General features: G+C 67.2%; 22 protein-coding genes. 4 read left to right on the top strand and 18 right to left on the bottom strand.

Annotation, left to right across the window (positions count from 1 at the left end; genetic code table 11):
• The first annotated feature begins 39 nt into the window (after positions 1 to 39).
• A complete protein-coding gene (gene tldD, locus FNZ56_RS05140; RefSeq protein WP_143878810.1) occupies positions 40 to 1,485 on the top strand; it encodes a metalloprotease TldD in 1,446 nt (481 codons plus the stop codon).
• On the opposite strand, the gene yjgA is transcribed toward tldD, so the two are convergent.
• Positions 1,473 to 2,021, bottom strand: a complete 549-nt coding sequence (gene yjgA, locus FNZ56_RS05135) for a ribosome biogenesis factor YjgA (protein ID WP_143878809.1) — start codon at positions 2,019 to 2,021, stop codon at positions 1,473 to 1,475. The genes tldD and yjgA overlap by 13 nt on opposite strands.
• A 32-nt stretch (positions 2,022 to 2,053) precedes the next feature.
• Here yjgA and pmbA point away from each other — a divergent pair, with 32 nt between their 5' ends.
• The 3 genes from pmbA (at position 2,054) to FNZ56_RS05120 (ending at position 4,378) form a co-directional block, all read left to right on the top strand.
• Complete coding sequence (gene pmbA / locus FNZ56_RS05130; protein WP_143878808.1) at positions 2,054 to 3,427, top strand: metalloprotease PmbA; 1,374 nt, start codon at positions 2,054 to 2,056, stop codon at positions 3,425 to 3,427.
• 50 nt (positions 3,428 to 3,477) lie between these two features.
• On the top strand, positions 3,478 to 3,828 hold the full coding sequence (locus FNZ56_RS05125) for a DUF4870 domain-containing protein (protein WP_143878807.1): 351 nt from the start codon (positions 3,478 to 3,480) through the stop codon (positions 3,826 to 3,828).
• A 109-nt stretch (positions 3,829 to 3,937) separates the two neighbouring features.
• Positions 3,938 to 4,378, top strand: coding sequence for a DUF4870 domain-containing protein (locus FNZ56_RS05120; RefSeq protein WP_143878806.1), 441 nt, complete (start codon positions 3,938 to 3,940; stop codon positions 4,376 to 4,378).
• 50 nt (positions 4,379 to 4,428) lie between these two features.
• On the opposite strand, the gene FNZ56_RS05115 is transcribed toward FNZ56_RS05120, so the two are convergent.
• The 17 genes from FNZ56_RS05115 to lpxA all read right to left on the bottom strand — a co-directional run bounded on the left by FNZ56_RS05115 (position 4,429) and on the right by lpxA (position 22,164).
• Entirely contained in the window at positions 4,429 to 4,965 is a 537-nt protein-coding gene (locus FNZ56_RS05115; RefSeq protein ID WP_143878805.1) for a hypothetical protein, read from the bottom strand.
• Between the two features lie 128 nt (positions 4,966 to 5,093).
• Complete coding sequence (locus FNZ56_RS05110) at positions 5,094 to 5,552, bottom strand: hypothetical protein (protein WP_143878804.1); 459 nt, start codon at positions 5,550 to 5,552, stop codon at positions 5,094 to 5,096.
• Positions 5,553 to 5,717: 165 nt separating this feature from the next.
• Positions 5,718 to 6,233 carry a hypothetical protein gene (locus tag FNZ56_RS05105; protein ID WP_143878803.1) on the bottom strand — a complete coding sequence of 172 codons (516 nt, stop codon included), beginning with the start codon at positions 6,231 to 6,233 and terminating at the stop codon, positions 5,718 to 5,720.
• Positions 6,234 to 6,365: 132 nt separating this feature from the next.
• A complete protein-coding gene (locus FNZ56_RS05100) occupies positions 6,366 to 6,809 on the bottom strand; it encodes a hypothetical protein (protein ID WP_143878802.1) in 444 nt (147 codons plus the stop codon).
• Positions 6,810 to 7,008: 199 nt separating this feature from the next.
• Positions 7,009 to 7,470, bottom strand: coding sequence for a hypothetical protein (locus tag FNZ56_RS05095; protein ID WP_143878801.1), 462 nt, complete (start codon positions 7,468 to 7,470; stop codon positions 7,009 to 7,011).
• A gap of 218 nt (positions 7,471 to 7,688) precedes the next feature.
• Complete coding sequence (locus tag FNZ56_RS05090) at positions 7,689 to 8,177, bottom strand: hypothetical protein (RefSeq protein WP_143878800.1); 489 nt, start codon at positions 8,175 to 8,177, stop codon at positions 7,689 to 7,691.
• 269 nt (positions 8,178 to 8,446) lie between these two features.
• Complete coding sequence (locus tag FNZ56_RS05085; RefSeq protein ID WP_143878799.1) at positions 8,447 to 9,781, bottom strand: M48 family metalloprotease; 1,335 nt, start codon at positions 9,779 to 9,781, stop codon at positions 8,447 to 8,449.
• 135 nt (positions 9,782 to 9,916) lie between these two features.
• The gene (locus FNZ56_RS05080; RefSeq protein WP_143878798.1) at positions 9,917 to 11,746 is read right to left on the bottom strand and encodes a CHASE2 domain-containing protein; all 1,830 of its coding nucleotides are present in this window, start codon (positions 11,744 to 11,746) and stop codon (positions 9,917 to 9,919) included.
• A 48-nt stretch (positions 11,747 to 11,794) separates the two neighbouring features.
• Positions 11,795 to 12,682 carry a polyprenyl synthetase family protein gene (locus tag FNZ56_RS05075; RefSeq protein WP_143878797.1) on the bottom strand — a complete coding sequence of 296 codons (888 nt, stop codon included), beginning with the start codon at positions 12,680 to 12,682 and terminating at the stop codon, positions 11,795 to 11,797.
• The gene (locus FNZ56_RS05070; RefSeq protein ID WP_143878796.1) at positions 12,675 to 12,938 is read right to left on the bottom strand and encodes an exodeoxyribonuclease VII small subunit; all 264 of its coding nucleotides are present in this window, start codon (positions 12,936 to 12,938) and stop codon (positions 12,675 to 12,677) included. Before FNZ56_RS05070 ends, FNZ56_RS05075 begins: the two co-directional genes overlap by 8 nt.
• Before the next feature lie 9 nt (positions 12,939 to 12,947).
• On the bottom strand, positions 12,948 to 14,243 hold the full coding sequence (gene tilS, locus FNZ56_RS05065) for a tRNA lysidine(34) synthetase TilS (protein ID WP_143878795.1): 1,296 nt from the start codon (positions 14,241 to 14,243) through the stop codon (positions 12,948 to 12,950).
• Between the two features lie 16 nt (positions 14,244 to 14,259).
• Positions 14,260 to 14,919 carry a Rossmann-fold NAD(P)-binding domain-containing protein gene (locus FNZ56_RS05060; RefSeq protein ID WP_143878794.1) on the bottom strand — a complete coding sequence of 220 codons (660 nt, stop codon included), beginning with the start codon at positions 14,917 to 14,919 and terminating at the stop codon, positions 14,260 to 14,262.
• 26 nt (positions 14,920 to 14,945) lie between these two features.
• A complete protein-coding gene (locus FNZ56_RS05055) occupies positions 14,946 to 15,905 on the bottom strand; it encodes an acetyl-CoA carboxylase carboxyltransferase subunit alpha (RefSeq protein ID WP_143878793.1) in 960 nt (319 codons plus the stop codon).
• A 173-nt stretch (positions 15,906 to 16,078) separates the two neighbouring features.
• Positions 16,079 to 19,618 carry a DNA polymerase III subunit alpha gene (gene dnaE / locus FNZ56_RS05050; protein ID WP_143878792.1) on the bottom strand — a complete coding sequence of 1,180 codons (3,540 nt, stop codon included), beginning with the start codon at positions 19,616 to 19,618 and terminating at the stop codon, positions 16,079 to 16,081.
• Positions 19,619 to 19,649: 31 nt separating this feature from the next.
• Positions 19,650 to 20,246 carry a ribonuclease HII gene (gene rnhB / locus FNZ56_RS05045; RefSeq protein WP_143878791.1) on the bottom strand — a complete coding sequence of 199 codons (597 nt, stop codon included), beginning with the start codon at positions 20,244 to 20,246 and terminating at the stop codon, positions 19,650 to 19,652.
• Positions 20,243 to 21,379, bottom strand: coding sequence for a lipid-A-disaccharide synthase (lpxB, locus tag FNZ56_RS05040; RefSeq protein WP_143878790.1), 1,137 nt, complete (start codon positions 21,377 to 21,379; stop codon positions 20,243 to 20,245). Before lpxB ends, rnhB begins: the two co-directional genes overlap by 4 nt.
• Positions 21,379 to 22,164, bottom strand: a complete 786-nt coding sequence (gene lpxA / locus FNZ56_RS05035) for an acyl-ACP--UDP-N-acetylglucosamine O-acyltransferase (RefSeq protein WP_143878789.1) — start codon at positions 22,162 to 22,164, stop codon at positions 21,379 to 21,381. Before lpxA ends, lpxB begins: the two co-directional genes overlap by 1 nt.

The following is a 22,164-nucleotide window of genomic DNA, read 5'->3' as shown; positions in this document are numbered from 1 at the left end:
AATCCGCACGTTTCCAACTTGAATTCCGAATCGCACGCCATGACCGAATCGCTCGCCATCGCCCAATCCCGCCTGCTCGCGCCCACGGGTCTTGACCAACATGGCATTGAGCGGGCGTTCGGTGCGCTGCTCGGCCCGGGCATCGAGTTCGGCGATTTCTACTTCCAGCATTCGCGCCGCGAGAGCTGGTCGATGGAGGACGGCATCGTCAAGGACGGCGCGCACGCGATCGAACAGGGCGTGGGCGTGCGCGCGATCTCGGGCGAGAAAACCGGTTTCGCCTATTCCGAGGACATCGATGCGAACGCGTTGCTCGCCGCCGCCGGTTCCGCGCGCGCCATCGCCCGCGACGGTCGCAGCCACGCGCCGCTGGCGCTGGCCCCGGTGCGCGCGCCGGTGTTGTATCCCGCGCTCGATCCGGTCGATGCGCTCGACAACGCCGAGAAAGTCGAAGCATTGCGCCGCATCGACAAGCTGCTGCGCGCCGCCGATCCGCGCGTGAAGCAGGTGATGGTCGGGCTCAGCGGCAACGTCGACACGGTGCTGGTCGCGCGCAGCGACGGCGTGCTTGCCAGCGACGTGCGCCCGCTGGTGCGGATGAACGTGCAGGTGATCGTCGAACACAACGGCCGCCGCGAATCCGGTTACGCCGGTTTCGGCGGGCGCTATTCGTATACGGAATTGCTTGCGAACGGGCAGCCGGAGAAATTCGCGCGCGAGGCCCTGCGCCAGGCCCTGGTGAACCTCGAAGCCATCGACGCACCCGCCGGCGTGATGCCGGTGGTGCTCGGCAACGGTTGGCCGGGCGTGCTGCTGCACGAAGCCGTGGGCCACGGGCTCGAGGGCGATTTCAACCGCAAGGGCACGTCCACCTATGCCGGGCGCATGGGCCAGCGCGTCGCGTCGCCCGGTGTCACGATCGTCGACGACGGCACGCTCGAAGGCCGGCGCGGTTCGCTCAACGTCGACGACGAGGGCACGCCGACCGCATGCACCACGCTGATCGAGGACGGCGTGCTGGTGGGTTACATGCAGGACACGCTCAACGCGCGGCTGATGGGTGCGAAGCCCACCGGCAATGGCCGCCGCGAATCCTTCGCGCACCTGGTGATGCCGCGCATGACCAACACCTACATGCGCGCAGGCACCCACGATCCGGAGGAGATGATCCGTTCGGTGAAGCGCGGCCTGTACGCGGTCAATTTCGGCGGCGGCCAGGTCGACATCACCAGCGGCAAGTACGTGTTTTCCGCGACCGAGGCCTACCTGATCGAGGACGGCAAGGTCACCGCGCCGGTGAAGGGCGCGACCCTGATCGGCAACGGGCCGGAGACGATGCAGCGCGTCGCCATGATCGGGAACGACCTCGCGCTGGACGACGGCGTCGGCACCTGCGGCAAGGACGGGCAGTCGGTGCCGGTGGGCGTGGGCCAGCCCTCGCTGCTGATCAGCGAGTTGACCGTCGGCGGCACTCAGGCCGATTGATCGTGCTCGTCGCGTTCGCCATCGCCGAGCAGGGCAAGCACCGCGCGGTACAACTCGCGGAACGCGCGCGGCGGCTTGTCCTTGGTGCGTTCATCCAGCGCGTTGCGCACCAGTTGCCGCAGCTGTTGCCGGTCCGCGTTCGGATATTCATCCAGCAGTTCGCCCAGCGCGGCGTCGCCGCCGTCGAGCAGGCGTTCGCGCAAGCTTTCGGCGCGATGCATGCGCGCGGTTTCGCGCTTCGCCGCCTCGCCGCCGGCATCGAGCGCATCGCGGATCGCGTCCAGCGCCTCGTCGTCCTCGCGCCGCATCTGCTTGGCGAGGAACGCGGTCTGGCGCTTACGCGCGACATGCGCGGTGATGCGCCGGGTCTCGACGATGTGCGGCAGCAGGCTTTCGGGAATCGGCAGGCGTTCGAGCTGGGCATCGCTCAGCGTCGCCAGTTTTTCCGCCAGCGCGAGCACGTCCAGCGCCTCGCGCCGCAGCTGGCTGCGGCTGGGCCCGAGGAATTCGCCGCTGTCGTCGTCGCGTCCGCGCATTTGCACCTCTCTTTCGCTGAAAGGATAAGCCATTGAACGAGATCGCTGCCGCCACCGCCGTCGACAGCGCGGCCCGGCTGGACGCGCTGGAAGGCATCGCCGGTCGGTTGCTGGAGCGCGCGCGCCGCGCCGGCGCCGACCAGGCCGAGGTGAGCTGTTCCGAAGACACCGGCCTCGAGGTCAACGTGCGCATGGGCGCGGTGGAAACGGTCGAGGCCACGCGCGACCGCGGCATCGCCGTCACCGTGTATTTCGGCAAGCGCAAGGGCAGCGCCAGCACCGCCGATCTGCGCGAGGACAGCCTCGCCGCGACGGTGGAACAGGCCTGCGCGATCGCCAGACACACCGAGGACGATCCGGCCGCCGGCCTCGCCGATCCGGAATTGATGGCACGTGAACCCGCTTCGGGTTGGCCGGAATTCGACGCTTGGCATCCGTGGGCGCTGGACGCCGAACGCGCCATCGACCTCGCGCTCGCCTGCGAGCAGGCCGGCCGCGATTCCGATGCGCGCATCGCCAATTCCGATGGCGCTTCGGCCTCGACTGGCACTTCGCTGGCGGTCTACGCGAATTCGCACGGATTCTGCGGCCGCGAGCGCGGCACCCACCATTCGCTCGGCTGCGCGTTGATCGCGGGGCAGGGCGATGCGATGCAACGCGACGGCTGGTACAGCACCGCGCTGGCGCCGGAGGATCTCGAATCCGCGGCATCGATCGGCCGCGAAGCCGCGCGGCGCACGCTGGCGCGGATGTCGCCGCGGCAATTGCCGACTGGCGCGGTGCCGGTGTTGTTCGCCGCCGAAGTCGCGCGTTCGCTCATCGGCCATCTCGTTGGCGCGGTCTCCGGCGGCGCGCTTTACCGGCGCGCGAGTTTCCTGCTCGATGCCGCCGGCACGCGCGTGTTTCCCGAATGGTTCGCCATCGACGAGGACCCGTTCCTGGCGCGCGGCTTCCGTTCCTCGGCGTTCGATGCCGAAGGCGTGGCCACGCGCGCGTCCCCGCTGGTCGAAGCCGGCGTACTCCAGCGCTATGTGCTGGGCAGTTATTCCGCGCGCAAGCTGGGGCTGGCCACCACCGCCAACGCGGGCGGCGTGCACAACCTCGCGGTGAAGGCGAATGCCGGCGACCTCGGCATGTTGCTGCGCAACATGGGGCGCGGCCTGCTGGTCACCGAGCTGATGGGGCAGGGCGTGAATGCGGTGACCGGCGACTACTCGCGCGGCGCCGCCGGGTTCTGGGTCGAGAACGGCGAAATCGCGTTCCCGGTCGATGGCGTCACCATCGCCGGCAGGCTGCGCGAGATGTTCGCGGCGGTCGAGGCCGTGGGCAGCGACGTCGACCGGCGTTCCCACCTCCTGACCGGTTCCATCCTGCTCGGGCGGATGACCGTCGCCGGGGCGGATTGACGTTATATTCCCCGAAGCCGCGGGTGCGCGGCGTGACCACGGGGAAGTCCATGAGCGATATCGAAACCACCGCTGCGTCGCAGGAAGACCGCACGCTGGCGATGCTGACCCACCTGTCGGGGATCATCCTCGGCTTCATCGTTCCGCTGGTGATCTGGCTGACCAACAAGGACAAGGCCGACAAGGGCTGGTTGAACGACCATGCCAAGGAAGCGCTGAATTTCCAGATCACCATCCTGATCGGCTACGTCGCCGGCATGGTGCTCACGATCATCCTGATCGGCCCGCTGATCTCGCTGGCCGCATGGGTGGTGAGCGTGATCTTCAGCATCATCGCCGGCCTCAAGGCGAACGAAGGCGCGGCCTACCGCTATCCGTTCGCGCTGCGCCTGATCAAGTAAGCGAGCAATCCCGCCGCCGATGGCCCGGCATGGGCCATCGGTTGGCTTGCGTGGCGGGCGAATGCCCCCATGATCGTCGATAGCCGGGATCCTTCCGGTGGAGAAGACGATGAACGCGAACCTCGAAACCCTGTCCCCGACCGCCAGCGACCGCCACTGGGCCGTCGCCGCGCCCATCGCCGCGCTGGCCGCGGCCGCGTTGACGCACTGGTTCGCCGGCGTTGCCGGAACCCTGGCCGCGCTCGCGGTGTGGATGCTGGTGCGCGACAAGTCCGCCTTCGCCAGCGCGCACGCGCGCGAAGCGGCGAACTTCAACCTCAGCATGTTCCTCTACGCCTGCGCCGCGGGCGTGATCGGCATCGTGCTGGTCGGCGCCACCGTGCTCACGCTCGGTATCGGCGCGCTGGTCACCATTCCGGCCGGCATCGTGCTGCTGTGCGTGATCGGCGCGATCGCATTGATGTGGCTGGTGTGCAGCCTCATCGCCGCGTTCAAGGCCTGGGACGGCAAGCCCTATCGCTATCCGCTGACGATGCGGTTGCTGGGCTGAAATGCAGAAAGGGCGCCGCGAGGCGCCCTTTACAGAGCGTTTTGTCGTTCTTAGAGCGTATTGCCGTGGATCATGCTGATTGCGCTCTGTGGCGGCAGTTTGCATGTGATGGAAATGTTGAAGCTGCGGGTGATCGGATCGCCATAGATTCCCCCAAAATCCGAGTTGGTCCAGAAGATTGCCTGGCTCCCTGTCGTATTCGAAATGCTCTCGGTCTTGGTGGAGTACTTCAAATCTGATGAGGCGTCGCCAGCGAGGATGCCGACTACTGCGGTACAACTGATATCGTGGGAAACACCGTCGAGCGAATAAAGGTTGGCCCAAACGCTCACGTAATTCGGATCGCTCGACGATGACGACGGAATATTGCGCTGTATCGTGCAGATCACGAAACTACTGGTGGTCGTGGACTCGTTGCGCAAGCCGGTCGCCTTGGGGCGGACGCCGGTGTCGGTGGTGGGGATGCTGAGTTGGCATGCTCCGCCATTGACATAATCGACGTTGCCGGCCTTTGCCTCAGGCACGTTCGTAAACCCATGAATCGCCACCAAACCTGCAAGCACAGTGGAAAGTCGAAGATGACGCATGGTGCACTCCATTCCATGTCCCGCCAGAATGGCGGGTTCTTCCCTTATGCGTGGAACGGGGCCGAAAGCGGACATGCGGGAACGAAAAAGAGTGCCACGGGGACGCCCTCGGTCCTGAAGGGTGTTCGCTAGGACTGAGCCTGGATGTAGCTGATCGCCGTCTGCGGGGGTAGGCTGCAGGTGACCGAAAAATACATGCTTCCGCCGATCGCGGCGCCTCCCGTCCCCCCGAAGTCCTCCGCCGACCAGACGAAGGGAATTTCCGTGGTGTCCCACATGCTCGCCGTCTTGGTGGAGTAATGCAGCGCCGGGGAACTGCCCGCGACAGCGGTGCAGGCGACGTCATGGCTGCCGCCATCGAGCGAATATCCAACGAGGCCCACGTACACGTAATCGCCCGTCGCCGACGATCGCTGGAAGCTACAGATCACGAAGTTGCTCGAGCTCGTCGATTCGTTGCGGAAACCGGATGCTTTCGGCCGAACCCCGGTGCTGGTCGTCGGAATGCTCAGTTGGCACGATGAGCCATTGATGATGTCGAGGTTGAAGCTCTTCGCCGCCGGCGCAGTCGACAAGGCGCAGGCCATCGACGCGCTGGCTAGCGCGACCGGAATTCGAAGATTGCGCATGGTTCACCCCATTCGATGCCCGTCCGGGATGGCGGGCTTGTTCCCCTATGCGTGGAACGAGGCCGAAAGCGGACACGCGGGGACGAAAAGGGCGCCGAGCGGACGCCCTTAAGTTGTCGCGATTCAATTCGTCACGCCCAGGATGGCCTTGATCCCGGTCTGTGGCGGCAAGTTGCAGGTAATCGAAACGTACCTGCTTTGGGGGATTGCGGCGCCACTTGCTCCCCCAAAGTCCGGTGCGTACCAGGAAATGGCCCCGAGTGGATCGAGGGTGTTCATGGTCTTGCTGGAATACAAGATGTTGTTGCCCGTGCTTCCGCCCAAGACGCCTACGACCGCGGTGCAAGTCAGGTCGCGCGCGATACCGTCCAGCGAGTAGTGAGCGAGGCGGATTTCCGAATACAGCCCCGTCGATTCCGTGTGCTGGATGTTGCAGATCACGAAATTGCCGACGTCGGTGGACTCGTTGCGCGCGCCGGAGGCCTTCGGGCGGAATTTGGTGTCGGTGGTCGGGATGCTGAGTTGGCAGGAGCCGCCGTTCACGTAGTCTGCATTGGCGGCCTTCGCCACGGGCGCGTTGGCCAAGCCCGCGATAGCCACGATGCCGATAATCGCGGCGGAAAGTCTAAGATCGCGCATGGTTCACCTCGTTCGATGCCCGGCCGCAACGGCAGGTTTTCCCCTTATGCGCGGAGCGGGGCCGAAAGCGGACACGCGGGAACGAAAAAAGGGCGCAGCGGGGCGCCCTTTGCTTTGCATCGATGGTCAGTGCTAATGCGCATACGACTCCGAGTGATAGCTGATGGCAGCTTGGGGAGCCAGCAGGCACGTCACTGAAAGGACATCGAAATAACCACCCGCGGTACCGCCGAAATCGGCGCCATTCCAGAAAATCTCGGAGTAATCCGTCCCGCTCACGGTCACGACCTTGGTGGAGTAGGTGACGGCGTGCGATGGAGTGTAGACGCCATTGACGGCCGTGCAGCTGACATCGTGGCTGGTGCCGTCGATGGAATAGAGCAGGAAATCGACCTCCTGAAATCCGTAACCCGAATCGGGCATGGGCGTTGGACAGATGATGAAATTGCTGACGGTCGAGGATTCGTTGCGCGCGCCAGTAGCCTTTGGCCGGAACTTGGTGTCGGTGGTCGGTATGCTGAGTTGGCAGTTGGAGCCGCTAACCCGGGTGAACGCCAACCCCAGGGCTCGCGCCACGGGGGCGTTGGCCAATCCCCAAGCGACCAGGAAGCACGTCAGGGCTGTTGGAAGTCGAAGACCGCGCATGGTTCACCCCGTTCGATGCCCGGCCGGAACGGCGGGTTTCCCCCTTATGCACGGAACGGGGACGGAAGCGGACATGCGTGAACGAAAAAAGGGCGCCACGGGGCGCCCTTTCGTTCATGCAGGAATGGATTCAGCTGCCGACCGGGTACGGGAAAATCGCTTCCATGAAATTGATCGCGGTCTGCGGTGGCAGGTTGCATGTCACGGAGAAATTGAGGCTGCCCGGGATGGTGGCACCGGAAATTCCTCCGAAATCCGTCGACCACCAGGTGATGGTATAGCCTTGCCCCGTCGTTGCCGAAGCGAAGGTCTTGGTGGAATAGACCGGCGGCATGTAGCCGCCATACCAGCCGCTCACGCCCGTGCAGCTGACGTTGCGGCTGGTTCCATCGAGCGAATACACGAAGATGTTGAGCCAACTCAATGGGCTCGCAGTTCCGTTCCCGGGGGCGATGACCACGGGGCAGATCACGAAATTGCTGGTGGTCGTGGATTCGTTGCGGAATCCCGTCGCCTTGGGACGCACGCCGGTATCGATGGTCGGGATGCTCAGCTGGCAACTCGCTCCGTTGATGACTACGTCCGCGGTCATGTCCGTGGACCTCGCTGTCGGCGCAATCGCCAGGCTACAGATCGCCGCGACGCCGGCAATCACGGCGGGAAGTCGAAGATTGCACATGGTTCACCCCATTCGGTGCCCGGCCGGAATGGCGGGTTTTCCCCTTATGCGTGGAACGGGGACGGAAGCGGACATGCGTGAACGAAAAAAGGGCGCCACGGGCGCCCTTCGATGCAGCTCCGCACGATGCCTTACTGCGGGTCGCTGCCCAGGTTCGGGTTGTACCTGGCGTACAGCAGGCCGATCGCGGTCTGCGGCGGCAGGATGCAGGTCACGGTCGTCCACGCACTGCCGGGAATGCCCGCGCCCGTCGTTCCACCGAAATCCCCCGCGGTCCATGCCGCGACGACGCCCGTGCTTTCGGCGGGCACGTTGATCGCCTTGGTGGAATAGGTCGGCGGGACGTACCGGTTGAGGGATCCGATCACGGTCGTGCAGGTCGAAGTGCGCGGCGTTCCGTCGATCGAATAGAGGATGACGTTCATTTCGATGATCGCGCCGCCATCGGACGGGACCGGGGAAAGATTGAACGGACAGATCACGAAGATGCCGGCGGTGGTGGATTCGTTGCGGCCGCCGGTGGCCTTGGAAACGAAATCGGGATTGGTGCTGACGCCGGCCGGCTTGCAGACCGAACCGGAGACGGTGAGGTACTGGCTCGCCGTGGCCGACCTGGCCATTGGCGTGGCGGCGAAGCCGGAGACAGCGACAAGGCAGGCCAAGCCTGCGGGACGCAGAACGCGCATGGAAAAACCCCCTGTGGTTGTGGACCGCCTGTCGGAGTGACGGGCTGCCCGGTACTGCCAAGCAAGAACTGTGACAGAACTAACAGTTTGCACCCTTTTTGTGGCCGAAAGGGGCGTCCGGGACAGGGGCCGGGTGGGGCGGAACGGCTCTCCGATACGCTGAATGCGCCGGAATGACGGACGGTCAGGGGCCGGTCGGGCCGTCAGTCGCCCATCGCGATCTTGTTGTGGTCCAGCCGGTCCAGCCGCTCGTCCAGCGGCGGATGGGTGCGGAACAACTGCGCCATGGCCGGGGCCTTGCTGCCGAGCGCGGTCATCTTCTGCAACACCGCGTACAGCGCCAGCGGGTCGTAGCCGGAGCGGGCGAGGTAGACCTCGGCGGCTTCGTCCGAACGGTATTCGGCGCCGCGGTCGAGGCTGGTGAGCATCACCGCCGCGCCGTTCTTCGCCAGGTAGTCCTTGGCCACGTTGCCGAGTTCGCCGCCGCCGACGCTGACATGGCTGAGCGCGACATCCTTGCCGTAGGACTGCATTTCCTGCTTGTGGATCACTTCGTAGTGGTCGCGCTGCACGACGTGGCTGAGTTCGTGCGCGAGCACCCCGGCCAGTTCCTGGTCGTCGTTCGCGTCGACCAGTTCATAGATGCCGCGGGTGACCAGCACGTAGCCGCCGGGCGCAGCGAAGGCGTTGATCTCTGGCGAATCGATCACGCCGAAGGTCCACGGCAGTTCCGGACGCGCGGTGTGCGACGCGAGCCAGCGCCCGACGCGGTTGACGCGGCGCTGCGCGGCATCGTCCTGCCACAACGGCGCGGCACCGAGGATGCGTCCGGCGATCTCCGGCCCGAGTTGCAGCTCTTCCTCGGTCAGTTCCTCGCCGCTCTTGCGCGTGGTGGCATCCGCGGCGCCGAGCGCGGTATCGCTGGCGGCATTGCCGAGGCCGAGGCTGGAGAGCAGCCCGCGCGCGGCGGACAGGCCGCTGCGCTTCTGCTGCTGGGTCGCGCCGCCCTTCTTGTTCGCGGCGACGGCCTGCTCTTCGGGCTTGTAGGGAATGCTGCGCTCGCGCAGGTTGGCGCGGCGCATGGCGTCCGCCGCCTGTTGCGGGGTTTCGCGGTAGGACTCCATCTTCGCCAGTTGCGCGCCGTCGAAACTGGCCGCGCGCAGGTCGCTTTCGTCGAGGCCGCGCACGCCGGCGGTTTCGCTGACCCGGCCCTTGCCGGCACGGCCGGCGAACAGGCCGCCCACGTCCGAGGACGACGCCGATTTGCCATAGGCCATGCGCACCTCGTTCACGCGCACGAAGCCGGAAGGGCCCGACGGCAGCGACACGCGGTACCACAGGCCCTGTTGCCCGCCGACATCCACCGCCGCGCCCTGCTTGAGCGTGGCGACCACGGCGGACTTGGAATCGGGTGCGCCGTGCACGTCGACCGAAGCCTTGTGGATTTGCGCCGGTTGCCCGGCCACGGCGGGTCGGGCGACGACCAGCGCGACCATCAAGGCGGCGAGGGCGATGCTGCGTGCGAACGTGGATGGCATGCGCTGTGTCCCCGTGCGTTTGGGCGATGGCCGCGATGCGCGGCGCCATGCAGGAATACGCGATCCGGGGGCAATCGCGGCCACGATTCAACCGGCATCGGGAGGCACGCGCAAGCTGCGCCGCCGCATTGCCGTTCAGGCGGGCGCCTGTGGCCCGGTTTCGTCGGCGGCGAAGGAATCGTGCGCCGACAGCGGGCGCTCGTCGGTGCTGGCCAGCAAGCGCCCGAGCATGTGGCTGACCCGGGCGCGGGTGTCGGTGATCGGCTCGTCCTCGACCGCGATCGTGCTGATCAGGCTGGCCACGCGCACGCTGCCGTCGTCGGGCAGCACGTCGTCGCGCCCGGCGAGGTATTCGCGCAGCGATCGCAATTCGCGTTCCGCCGTCGCCACCACGGTGGCCCGGTCGGGCCCGCCCCAGGTCAGCACGTTGACGTCGACCAGCGCATCCCACAGCCAGTGCTTGTATTCGACGATGCCCTCGATCGCCACCGCTTCGTGGCCGTGGTACAGCCAGCCGCGCAGGCGCCGGCGGTATTCGCGGATGCGGCGGGAGAGCGCACGCCGTTCCATCGCCTCGTCGGGCACGAAGCGTAAGCGCACCATCGCCAGCCAGCGATCGCGTTGTGCATCGAACTGCGGTCGATAATCGTCGTTGCCGATCGCGCGCCCGCGTTGCGCCGCCGCGTACACGCGGCACAGGCCGAAGCACAGGCTGACGAAACCGAGCGCGGCGAAGATGTCGAAGAACACGCCGAACGCGGTCAGCCCGATGAATGCCGCGACGACCAACAGGATGTTGCTGGCGACGAAGATCGCATCGAGTTCCCACGCCGGTTCGCCGCGCCAGAACGCGAAGCCGGTGAACGCGACCAGGAAGGCCGCGAGCAAATACTTGAAGCTCGCCGGCGGCATCCAGATTGCGCCGTCGGTGAGCAGCGCCTCCGTCGCCTCGGCGTGCACTTCCACGCCGGGCATCGCCATGTTCGCCGGCGTCGGCTTGGCATCGTTGAGGCCGGCGGCGGTGTAGCCGACCAGCACCGCGCGGCCTTTCAGGTCGGGAACGCCGTTCGGATCGCACGCGGGTTTCGGGAGGACCAGGTCGGCGGCGCTGATGTAGGGCAGGCGACTGTGCCTGCGCCAGTTCACGCGGATCGACGCGGGATACGAAGACATCGCGCGCCCGCTCGCGACCGAGGCCAGGCGCAGCGACAACGACGGCAGGGCCCAGTCGCCTTCCTCGCCGCGCAGGTTCACGTCGCGCAGCACGCCGTCGGCGTCGCGATCGATGTCGACCAGCGCGCTGTACTTGCGCATCGCCTCGCCGTAGGGCCGCAGCAGCGCGACGCGCGGGCCGGGGCGTTGCGCGTTCGCGGACAAGGGGAATGCGCCGGGAACCTGCGACACCGGGATCGCGCCCTTCGCATCGTCGAATCCCGGCGGCACGCGCGTGGCGCCGAACAGGAAACGTCCGCCGCCGCCTTCGGCCATCGCTTCGAGCGTGGCATCGCCGCCGGGATCGTCGTTGGAGGCGTCGACGAACATCACGTCGAAACCGACCGCGCGCACGCCGGCGCCATCGAGCGCATCGAGCAGGTCGGCGTGCTGCTGCCGGCTCCACGGCCACGGCCCGAGCTGCGCGATCGAACAGTCGTCGATCTCCACGATCGCGACCTTGCCCGAAGGTTTCGGTTCCCACGGGCGCAGCTTGATCACCTGGTCGAAGATCGCGTCTTCGGCCGAGGCCAGGTTGCGATCGTGGTGCCAGTCCCAGGCCAGCCAGCCGAGCGCGCCGACCACCAGCAGCGGATAGAAGGCGAAGCGCAGTTTCAGCGCGATGCGCGCGAGCGGGCGCCGGTAGCCGCGTTCGAGCGCGCCCCAGCGGTTGACGAAGCTGTAGCCGAGCCAGGCGAACAGCGACTCCAGCCACGGCAGCACGCGTTCGCGCCAGAACCTGGGCATTGCCATTCGCCGAGCTCCCCTTGCCCCGCCGCGACTGTACCGCAGCGGCGCGCGTCAGCGGTCGCGTTCGATCGCCAGCCGTGCCAGCGCCGCGAGCGCAGACGTATCCACCGGCAACGCCGACAGGGCATCGCGCATTTCCATGGCGAGTGCGTCCAATCGCGCGCGCGAAGCCTCGACCCCGATCAGCGCCGGGAACGTGGGCTTGGATCGTGCCGCGTCCTTGCCCGCGGTCTTGCCCAGCGTCGCGCTTTCGCCCTCGACGTCGAGCAGGTCGTCGCGCACTTGGAACGCCAACCCGAGCGCATCGGCGAAACGGTCGAGCGTGGCGCGCGAATCCGCGTCCGCGCCGGCGGCGATCGCGCCCATGCGGACAGATGCACGCAGCAGCGCGCCGGTCTTGAGCGCGTGCAGGCGTTCCAGCGATGCGATGTCGAATCCGGATGCCTGCCCGGTCGCATCGATGTCCAAAGCCTGTCCGGCGCACATGCCGGCGGCGGCGGATGCGAGTTCGGCGCAGAGCGCGGCGCGCGCGTCGCCGGGAAGCGTGGCGTTCGCGATCGCGACGAAGGCCTGCGACTGCAGCGCGTCGCCGGCGAGGATCGCGGTCGCTTCGTCGAAGGCGACATGCACGGTCGGCTGGCCGCGGCGCAGCGCGTCGTCGTCCATCGCCGGCAGGTCGTCGTGCACCAGCGAATAGGCGTGGACCAGTTCCACCGCGACAGCCGGCGCGTCCAGCGATTCCTCGTTCGCACCGAATGCGGTTCCCGCCGCGTAGACCAGCAACGGGCGCATGCGCTTGCCGCCGAGCAGCGCGGCGTGGCGCATCGCCGCGTGCAGGCGGCGTGGCGGGGAATCGGGATCGGGCAGGGCGTGGGCGAGCGCGGCATCCACCCGCGCGCGCCATGCATCGAGGCGCGCCTGCAATGCGAGATCAGGCATCCGGCTGGAAGGATTCGGCGGTGGCGGGATCCAGCGGGTCGCTCAGCAGCTTGACCCGCAGTTCGGCCTGTTCCAGCGCGGCCTGGCACTTGCGGTACAGGCCGACGCCGCGCTCGTAGGCGGCCAGCGATTCCTCCAGGCTCATGCCACCGGCTTCCATCTTCCCGACCAACTGCTCGAGCGCGTCGAGCGAGGCCTCGAATTCGGCGACGGCGGAGGGTTCGGAGGCGGCTTCGTGGGCGGGTTTGCGCGGCATGGGCGGAGTTTACGCCAGTTGCCAGTCGAGGCGTGCGCGCGGGTCTACGAGTCGCCGTTCGAGATCACGGCCGATGATGCGATGGCCAGCTGCCAACACGGTCTCCGAATCGGGATCCAATAGCAGAGGCAATCGCCGCCGTTCCCAAGGTGGAATGCGATGCTCCTGCAATACCTTCTTCAACGCGTGCGAATGGGTTCTGAAGTGCAGGTTGATGCGTTCTCCACCAAGACGCGCGCGCACCAATACCGGGCTCTTGAAACCTTCCCCGCCGTCCAGCGACAACAGGCTTCCCTCGGGAAGACGGAGCGGGGTGCAGCCATCCCAGATGCGTGCCCAGCCGCGAGGAAATACCGGAGATTGTCGATCCGCGTGCAGCAGCTGATTCCAGCGCTCGATGCAGGCGCCGCTCCAGCAAAAGCGCGGCTCCGCATCCTTCGACGCAGGGATAATTTCCTTCTCGATGCGGGCGGGTGCGCTTCCAGGCAGTGGCGGCAGTCCCAATCGATGTGCCCAGAGTTGCAATGCGCGCGCGCGGCGTGGTGCTGGAAGATGCATCAGACCAGCAATATGGATTGTGCGCGAATCATCGTGGTGGGTGATGCGGTCGAGGTCGTTCATATCGGAAGCGGACAGGATGTCGTGCGCTTCCGCGATCAACGCCGCGCTGCGAGCAAACGATGTGGATGCCTGAGGCCAGCGTTCCTGCAGCACTGGCATCACCCGATTGCGCAGGAAATTGCGATCAGGATCGTTCGAGGCGTTGGACGGATCCTCGATCCAGATCAGATCGTGCGCGATCGCGTATTCACGCAAAGCTTCTCGAGGTTGCGCGAGCAATGGCCGCCAGAGCCAGCCGTAGCCGTGCCGTCGCCACGACTGCATTGACGACAAGCCCTTGGTGCCGGAGCCGCGCAAGGCGCGCAGCAGGAAGGTTTCGGCCTGGTCGTCGCGGTGGTGCGCCAGCGCGAGGATTTCGCCGTCGCGCAGTTCGGACTTGAACGCCGCGTGGCGGGATTCGCGCGCGGCGCCTTCCAGCCCGAGGCCGGATGCGCGATCCACTTCGATGCGGACGATGGTCAGCGGGACATCGAGTGCAGCGCACAGCGATTCGCAATGCGCGGCCCATGCGTCGGCATCCGGATGCAGGCCGTGGTGCACGTGGATCGCGCGCAGGCCGTTCGGGCGAAGCGGCGAATGCGCGAGCAGGTGCAGCAGCACCGTCGAATCGAGGCCGCCGCTGAGGCCGATCAGTACCCCGACGCTTGCGGCCGGCGGAGGCGGCGGCAGCGTCCAGCCACTCATGCCTGGTATGGCTCCATCAGTGCGAGGCGGTTCCGGACGACAACGCGTGCTCGGTCTGTTCGATCATGTCGGTCACGTCGAAATAGATTGTCGCTTTCGCATCGCCAAGGTCGGCGTGGTAGACGTCGTAATGGTATTGCCCGGAGTTCACCAGGGCCTGGTCGCCGGGGTTATCGATGCCGGCGCGAAATTGCAGCCAGTCGTACTCGTTCGCGATCAAGCAAGGACGCAGCGCGTGTTCCTCGCTCTCGCCGCGGCCATTTTTCTCGATGACTTGAGTGAGGGCCAGCGCATAGGCGCGATGGTAGGCTTGCTGTTGCACGTTGCCTTCACGACCGGCGAGATAGCCGAGGAGGAAATGCAAGCGCAACATCGGGAAGGCATCGAGCGGTCCGACTTCATCGGCAAGCTTGTCCAGGCGCGATCTGACGGCTGCAGGATCCGCGTCATCGCCCATTTGGTCGATGTCTGACATCGCCTGCATCGCCGAGCGGTCGAGACCGTGTGCAGTGGCGTCAGTACGTGTGGTCACGCTGGCGCAAGCGGCGTCCGCGACCGAAACCAGCCCGGGAACAAGGGCTTCGACCGACTCTGGCGAAGGGCCGTCGGATTGCGCCATCGAGGCCAGCGGGCAGAGCAGCGCCAGAAAGATGAAGGAGCGGATATGGCCCTGCATACGGTGACGTTCCTTAACGGTGCCAGCTACGCCGCCTCGTACGCGCCGTAGCCGCGCATGCGCTTGTAGCGACGATCGAGCAGTTCGTCCATCGGCATGGCGTCGAGCGCGTCGAGTTCGTTGAGCAACACGGCCTTCAACCGCCTCGCCATCTGCACCGGGTTGCGGTGCGCTCCGCCGATGGGTTCGCGCACCACCTTGTCGACCAGCTTGAGCTCGTGCAGGCGCTTGGCGGTGATCGCCATCTGCTCGGCCGCATCCTTGGCCCGGGTCGCGTCGCGCCACAGGATCGACGCGCAGCCCTCGGGCGAGATCACCGAATACGTGCTGTATTCGAGCATGTTGGTGTAATCGCCCACGCCGATCGCGAGCGCGCCGCCGGAACCGCCTTCGCCGATCACCGTGCAGACGATGGGCGTGCGCAACTCGGACATCTCCAGCAGGTTGCGCGCGATCGCCTCGGACTGGCCGCGTTCCTCGGCGCCGATGCCGGGATAGGCGCCGGGCGTGTCGATGAAGGTGAGCAGCGGCAGCTTGAAGCGTTCGGCCAGCTTCATCAGGCGCAGCGCCTTGCGGTAGCCCTCGGGGCGCGGCATGCCGAAGTTGCGGCGCACCTTGGACTTGGTGTCGCGGCCCTTCTGGTGGCCGATCACGACCACGCTGCGGCCGTCGATGCGGGCGAGTCCGCCGACGATCGCGGCATCGTCCGCGTAGGCGCGGTCGCCGGCGAGTTCCTGGAACTCCTCGCAGATCACCTGCAAGTAATCGTAGGTGTAGGGCCGCGCGGGATGGCGCGCGAGCTGCGACACCTGCCACGGGGCGAGGTCGCGGAAGATGTGCGCCGTGCGCTTGCGCAGCTTGTCCTGCAGCGCGTGCACCTCGGCGTCGACGTTGACCTCCGGGCCGGTGCTGGCATGGCGCAGTTCCTGGATCTTGGCTTCCAGGTCGGCGATGGGCTGCTCGAAATCGAGGTAGTTCGGATTCATCCGCCAAGTCTAGCGGATGGGCGTTCCCGGGCCCGTACCCTGGCGAATTGCTTTTCCCTCTCCCTGCGTGCGGGGAGAGGTGCCGACTGCGGGCGCAGGAGCGCCCGCGAACGGCGAAGCTGGCCCGAAGGGCGAGCGCCATGGATGGTGCGAGTCACGCGGGTGAGGGGCAGCTATTGCGCCCAGGGCTTCGCCACCTGCAGGTGGACCTTTTCGACCCCCGGCTGCTGGCGCAGGGCCGCGACCAGGTCCGGGGCAACGCGCACACCTTGGCTGCCGTTGAGGTCGAGCGTGCCGGCCACGCCATCGCGCAGCAGGTCGAAGCGCAGCGGGGTCTTGCCCGGGCGATGCTGGCCGAGCAGGGCCTCGACCCGCGCGAACGTGCCCTCCACCCGCAGGTCCAGTTGCAGCGACAGGCGCTGCGCGGCCTGCATGCAGAGCTGGTCGTAATCCCAGGCGCGGCGCGCGCGCAGCGAGAAGCCGCCGTTGAATTCGTCCTCGCGCAGGCCGCCCTCGACCAGCAGGATGCGGTCGCGCACCAGCAACGACGCGAATTCCGAAGCCGCTTCGTTGAAGAACGCGCATTCGAGCTTGCCACGCCCGTCCTCGAGCAGCACGAACACCTGGCCATCGCCCTTGCGTCGGGTCGCTACCACCAGCCCCGCGACCACCGCCGGCACGTCTTGGCGCCAGCCGCGCCCATCCTGCTTCGGTGCCTGTGCGCCGCGTTCCCAGAGGCGTTCCAGCCCGCCGAGGTCGTGCCCGACGAGATCCAGCAGTTCCTTGCGGTGCGCGTCCAGCGGATGCCCGCTGAGGTAATGGCCCAGCGCGTCGCGTTCGCCTTGCAGCCGCCGGGACAGCGGCCATTCCTCGCATTCGGGCAACTCGACGCTGATGTCGGTCGCGCCGGTGTCGGCATTGCCGAACATGTCGACGATGCCGGCTTCGCGGTTCCTCGCGATCTGTTCCGCGGCCTTCAGCGCCTCGGGCAATTGCAGCATCAGGGTCGCGCGGTTCTTCGCCAGCGCGTCCAGCGCGCCGCCGGAGACCAGCGCTTCCAGCACGCGGCGGTTGAGCCTGGTCGCGTCCACGCGCCGGCAGAAGGCGAGCAGGTCGGGGAATCCGCCACCGCGTTCGCGCTCCTCGACGATGGCTTCGCAGGCGCCGCGGCCGACGCCCTTGATCGCGCCGAGGCCGTAGCGGATCGTCTTCGCGTCCACCGCTTCGAACATGTAGGTCGATGCGTTCGCATCCGGCGGCAGCACGGTCAGGCCGAGCACGCGCGCCTCGTCGAGGAAGCCGACCACCTTGTCGGTGTTGTCCATGTCGCTGGACAGCACCGCGGCCATGAACTCGGCCGGATAGTGCACCTTCAGCCACGCGGTCTGGTAGGCGACCAGCGCATAGGCGGCCGAGTGCGACTTGTTGAAGCCGTACTCGGCGAACTTCTCCATCAGGTCGAAGATCTGCGTCGCGCGGCGCGGATCGACGCCGCGTTCGGCCGCGCCGGCCTCGAACTTGGCGCGTTCCTTGGCCATTTCCTCGGGCTTCTTCTTGCCCATCGCGCGGCGCAGCAGGTCGGCGCCGCCCAGCGAATAGCCGGCCAGCACCTGCGCGATCTGCATCACCTGTTCCTGGTACACGATCACGCCGTAGGTCGGCGCGAGCACGGGTTCCAGCGCGGGGTGGGGGAAGCTGACGTCCTCGATGCCGTGCTTGCGGTCGCACCACTGCCGGTCCATGCCCGATCCCAGCGGCCCGGGGCGGAACAGCGCGGCGAGCGCGATGATGTCCTCGAAGGTGTCGGGCTTCGCGCGCTTGAGCAGTTCGCGCATGCCGCGCGATTCGAACTGGAACACCGCGACCGTGTCGCCGCGCGCGAACAGCTCGTAGGTCGGCTTGTCGGTGAGCTCCAGCGCGGCGATGTCGAGCGCGGCTTCGCCGGCGTCGCGACGCCGCGCGTTGATCGCCTTCATCGCCCAGTCGATGATCGTGAGCGTGCGCAGGCCGAGGAAGTCGAACTTGACCAGCCCGACCTTCTCGACGTCGTCCTTGTCGAACTGCGTGACCGGGTTGCGGCCTTCGCCGTTGCCGTCGTGTTCGGCGAACAGCGGGCAGAAATCCGACAGCGGCGAGGGCGCGATCACCACGCCGCCGGCGTGCTTGCCCGCGTTCCTCGTCAGGTCCTCGAGCTGCAGCGCGAGGTCGACGAGGTCGCGCACGTCCTCCTCGGCCTCGTAGCGCTGCCTGAACTCGGCGACGACGCGATTCGATTCCTTGCGCGCGCGTTCGCCAACGCCGATCGCGTCTTCCAGCGTCATCGGGTCCGTAGGCTGCAGCGGAATGAGCTTGGCCAGGCCGTCGACGAAACCGTAGGGGAAGCCGAGCACGCGGCCGGCATCGCGCAGCACTGCCTTCGCCGCCATCGTGCCGTAGGTGATGATCTGCGAGACGCGGTCGCGGCCGTACTTGCGCGCGACGTAGTCGATCACCTCGTCGCGGCGATCCATGCAGAAGTCGATGTCGAAGTCCGGCATCGACACGCGTTCGGGATTGAGGAAGCGTTCGAACAGCAGGTCGTAGGGCAATGGATCGAGGTCGGTGATGCCCAGCGCCCATGCGACCAGCGAACCGGCGCCGGAACCGCGGCCGGGCCCGACCGGGATGCCGTGGTCCTTCGCCCAGTTGATGAAGTCGGCGACGATCAGGAAGTAGCCGGGGAAGCCCATCTCGACGATGACGCCGAGCTCAAGTTCGAGCCGCGCGTCGTAGTCCTCGCGCGTCCTGCCTTCGGCAAGCGGCGACTTTTCGAGGCGTTTTGCGAGGCCTTCGCGCGACTGCGCGCGGATCCAGCTTTCCAGCGTCTCGTTGCTCGGCACCGGGAACGCGGGCAGGTAATACGTTCCGAGCGCGAGTTCGAAATTGCAGCGCTGCGCGAGCGCCAGCGTGTTGCCGACCGCGTCCGGAACATCGGCGAACAGCGCCGCCATCTCGTCCGCGGATTTCAGGTATTGCCCGGCGCTGTAGTCGCGCGGCCGGCGCGTATCGTCGAGCACGCGGCCCGAGGCGATGCATACGCGTGCGTCGTGCGCCTCGAAGCCTTCGCGGTCGAGGAAGCGCACATCGTTGCTGGCCACGACCGGCAGGCCGATCTGTCCGGCGGCATGCAGCGCGAACGCGTTCCACTCGGTTTCGCCGGGCAGGCCGCAACGCGTGAGTTCGAGGTGCAGGTTCTCGCCGAACGCGCGCTGCCAGTCGCGCAATGCCGCGAGCGCATCGGCTTCGCGGCCATCGGCGAACAACTGCCCTGGCGGCGAATGACGGCCGGCCAACGCGAACAGTCCGTGCGTGTCCTCGCGCAGCCATTCGGGCTTCGCCACCACGCCGTCGACGCGATGGCCGTGCATCCACATCCGCGTCAGCAATCGCGACAGCGCGAGGTAGCCTTCGCGGTCGCGGCACAGCAAGGTCATGCGCGTCGCGTTCGCGTCGCCGTCGGCCAGCAGCACGTCGGCGCCGGCGATGGGCTTGATCCCGGCCTTCTCCGCCTCGGCCTGGAACTTCACCAGCGCGAACAGGTTGTTGCGGTCGGTGATCGCCAATGCCGGCACGCCGCGCGTCGCGCAGGCCCGGACCAGCTCCGGGATGCGGAGCGTGGAATCGACCAGCGAATACTCGCTGTGCAGGTGAAGGTGGGCGAATGCGGCGGACATCGCCTTCGGAATACGCGGCTCAATCCGCAGGTTAGGCCGGCGCAACCTGCCGGACAAGGCTTGACAGCGATTCCCGCACCGGCGCGAAGCTGCGGCGGTGCGCGGGGCAGGGCCCGTGCATGCGCAGCGCGGCGAGGTGCGCGGGGCTGGGATAGCCCTTGTGGGCGTCGAAGCCGTACGCCGGGAAGTCGCGATGCAATTCGACCATGCGTCGGTCGCGCGCGACCTTGGCCAGGATCGACGCGGCCATGATCGCCGGTTCCAGCGCATCGCCGCCGACGATGGCGCGGGCCGGGCAGGGCAAGTCCCTGGGCAGGCGGTTGCCATCGATCAGCGCGAGCCCGGCTGCCGGCGCCAGCGCCTGCAACGCACGGCGCATGCCGGTCAGGGTCGCCTGCAGGATGTTCAGCGTGTCGATCTCGCCGGCTTCGACGAATTCGATCCGCCACGCCAGCGCGCGCTCGCAAATGACCGGGAACAGCGCTTCGCGGCGGCGTTCACTCAGTTTCTTCGAATCATCCAGTCCATCGATCGGTCGTTCCGGATCGAGGATCACCGCCGCGACCGCGATCGGCCCGGCCAGCGGCCCGCGGCCGGCTTCGTCGACGCCGGCAATGCGGACGTTCATCGCGCCAGCAGTTCCGCGACCGCATCCGCGGCGCGTGCCGATGCATCGCGGCGCAGCGTTTCGTGCAGGGCGCGGAAGCGCGGGCGCAGCGCGATCGCCGCTTCCGGGTCGCGCAGCCAGGCCAGCACCGCGTCGCGCAATTTCGGTGCGGTGCAATCGTCCTGCAACAGCTCCGGCACCAGCGCTTCGCCGGCGAGCACATTCGGCAGGCTGACGAAACGCGATTTCAGCAATCCCAATTTGCGCACGATGGCATGGGTCAGCGGCGCGATGCGATGGCCGACCACCATCGGCCGCTTGCACAGCATCGCCTCGAGCGCGGCGGTGCCGGAGGCGAGCAGCACCACGTCGCTGGCGATCATCGCGCGCTGCGCGTCGCCATCGAGTACCTGCAGCGTGAGCGGAACGCCGGCCACGGTGCGCTCGATCGCCGTGCGGCAAGCGGCATTCGCGGCCGGGACGAGCACTTTCAGTTCGGGGAATTCCGCGGCAACACCGACGGCGGATTCGAGGAACACCGGCAGCATGCGCTCGATTTCGCCGAGGCGGCTACCCGGCAGCAGCGCGAGCACCGGGTCGTGCACGGCGATGCCAAGCGCCGCGCGCGCGGCAGCACGATCCGGATCGAGCGGGATCGCATCGGCGAGCGGATGGCCGACGAACACCGCGTCGACGCCGTGTCGTGCGTAGATCGGCGGTTCCATCGGGAACAGGCACAGCACGCGGTCCGCGCTGGCGCCGATCTTCTGTGCACGCGATTCGCGCCAGGCCCAGACCGACGGGCCGACGTAGTGCACGGTGCGCACGCCGCGGCGCTTGAGCCAGCGTTCGAGGCCGAGGTTGAAGTCGGGGGCGTCGATGCCGATGAACACGTCGGGCTTCCACGCGAGGATGCGTTCGCGCAATTCGCGGCGCAGGCGCAGCAGCCGCGGTAGGTGCGAGAGCACTTCCGCGAGGCCCATCACCGCGAGTTCGTTGGCATCCGCCCACGTTTCGACGCCCGCGTCGCGCATCGCCGGGCCGCAGACGCCGGCGAATTCGGCATCCGGGAAGCGTTCTCGCAGCGCGGCCACCAGCCCGGCGCCGAGCGCGTCGCCCGAGGCTTCGCCGGCGACGAGTGCGAAGCGAGGCATCAGCGCAGCAGCGGCCGTTCGCCGCGTTCGATGAACTCCAGGACTTCGCGCACGTCGGCGCTGCCTTGCGCGAGCGCGGCGAGTTGTTGCTTCGCCTCGTCCAGCTTGGCGCCGGACACGTACAGCGCGCGGTAGGCGCGCTTGATCGCGGAAATGCGTTCGCCGTCGAAGCCGCGGCGCTTCAGGCCCTCGGCGTTCACGCCTCGCGGCCGGCCGTAGCCTTCCTGCGCCACCATCACGAACGGCGGCACGTCGCCGTTGACGAACGCGCCCATGCCGATGAACGCATGCGCGCCGATGCGGCAGAACTGGTGCACGCCGGTGAAGCCGCTGAGGATGACGAAATCGCCGACTTCGACGTGGCCGGCGAGGGTCGCGTTGTTGGAGAACACGCAGCCGCTGCCGACGTTGCAGTCGTGGGCGACGTGGACATAGGACAGGAACCAGTTGTCGTCGCCGATGCGGGTGGTGCCGCCGCCATTGCCGGTACCGCGGTTGATGGTGGTGAATTCGCGGAACACGTTGCGGTCGCCGATGACGAGTTCGGTGCGTTCGCCGTCGAACTTCTTGTCCTGCGGATCGCCGCCGATCGCGGCGTGGCCGTGGAAGCGGTTGTCGCGGCCAATGCGGGTCGGACCCTCGATCGTGCAATGCGCGCCGATGATGGTGCCGTCGCCGATGTCGACATCCGCGCCGATCACGCTGTACGCGCCGATCCCGACGTTCGCGCCGATGCGCGCCGAAGGGTCGACGACCGCGGTGGGATGGATCGAAGGCGCGGCCAC

The organism is Lysobacter lycopersici, from assembly GCF_007556775.1.
GTDB lineage: Bacteria > Pseudomonadota > Gammaproteobacteria > Xanthomonadales > Xanthomonadaceae > Pseudoluteimonas > Pseudoluteimonas lycopersici.
Note: the sequence above shows the minus strand (reverse complement) of the source record. Positions and strands in the feature narration are given on the sequence as shown.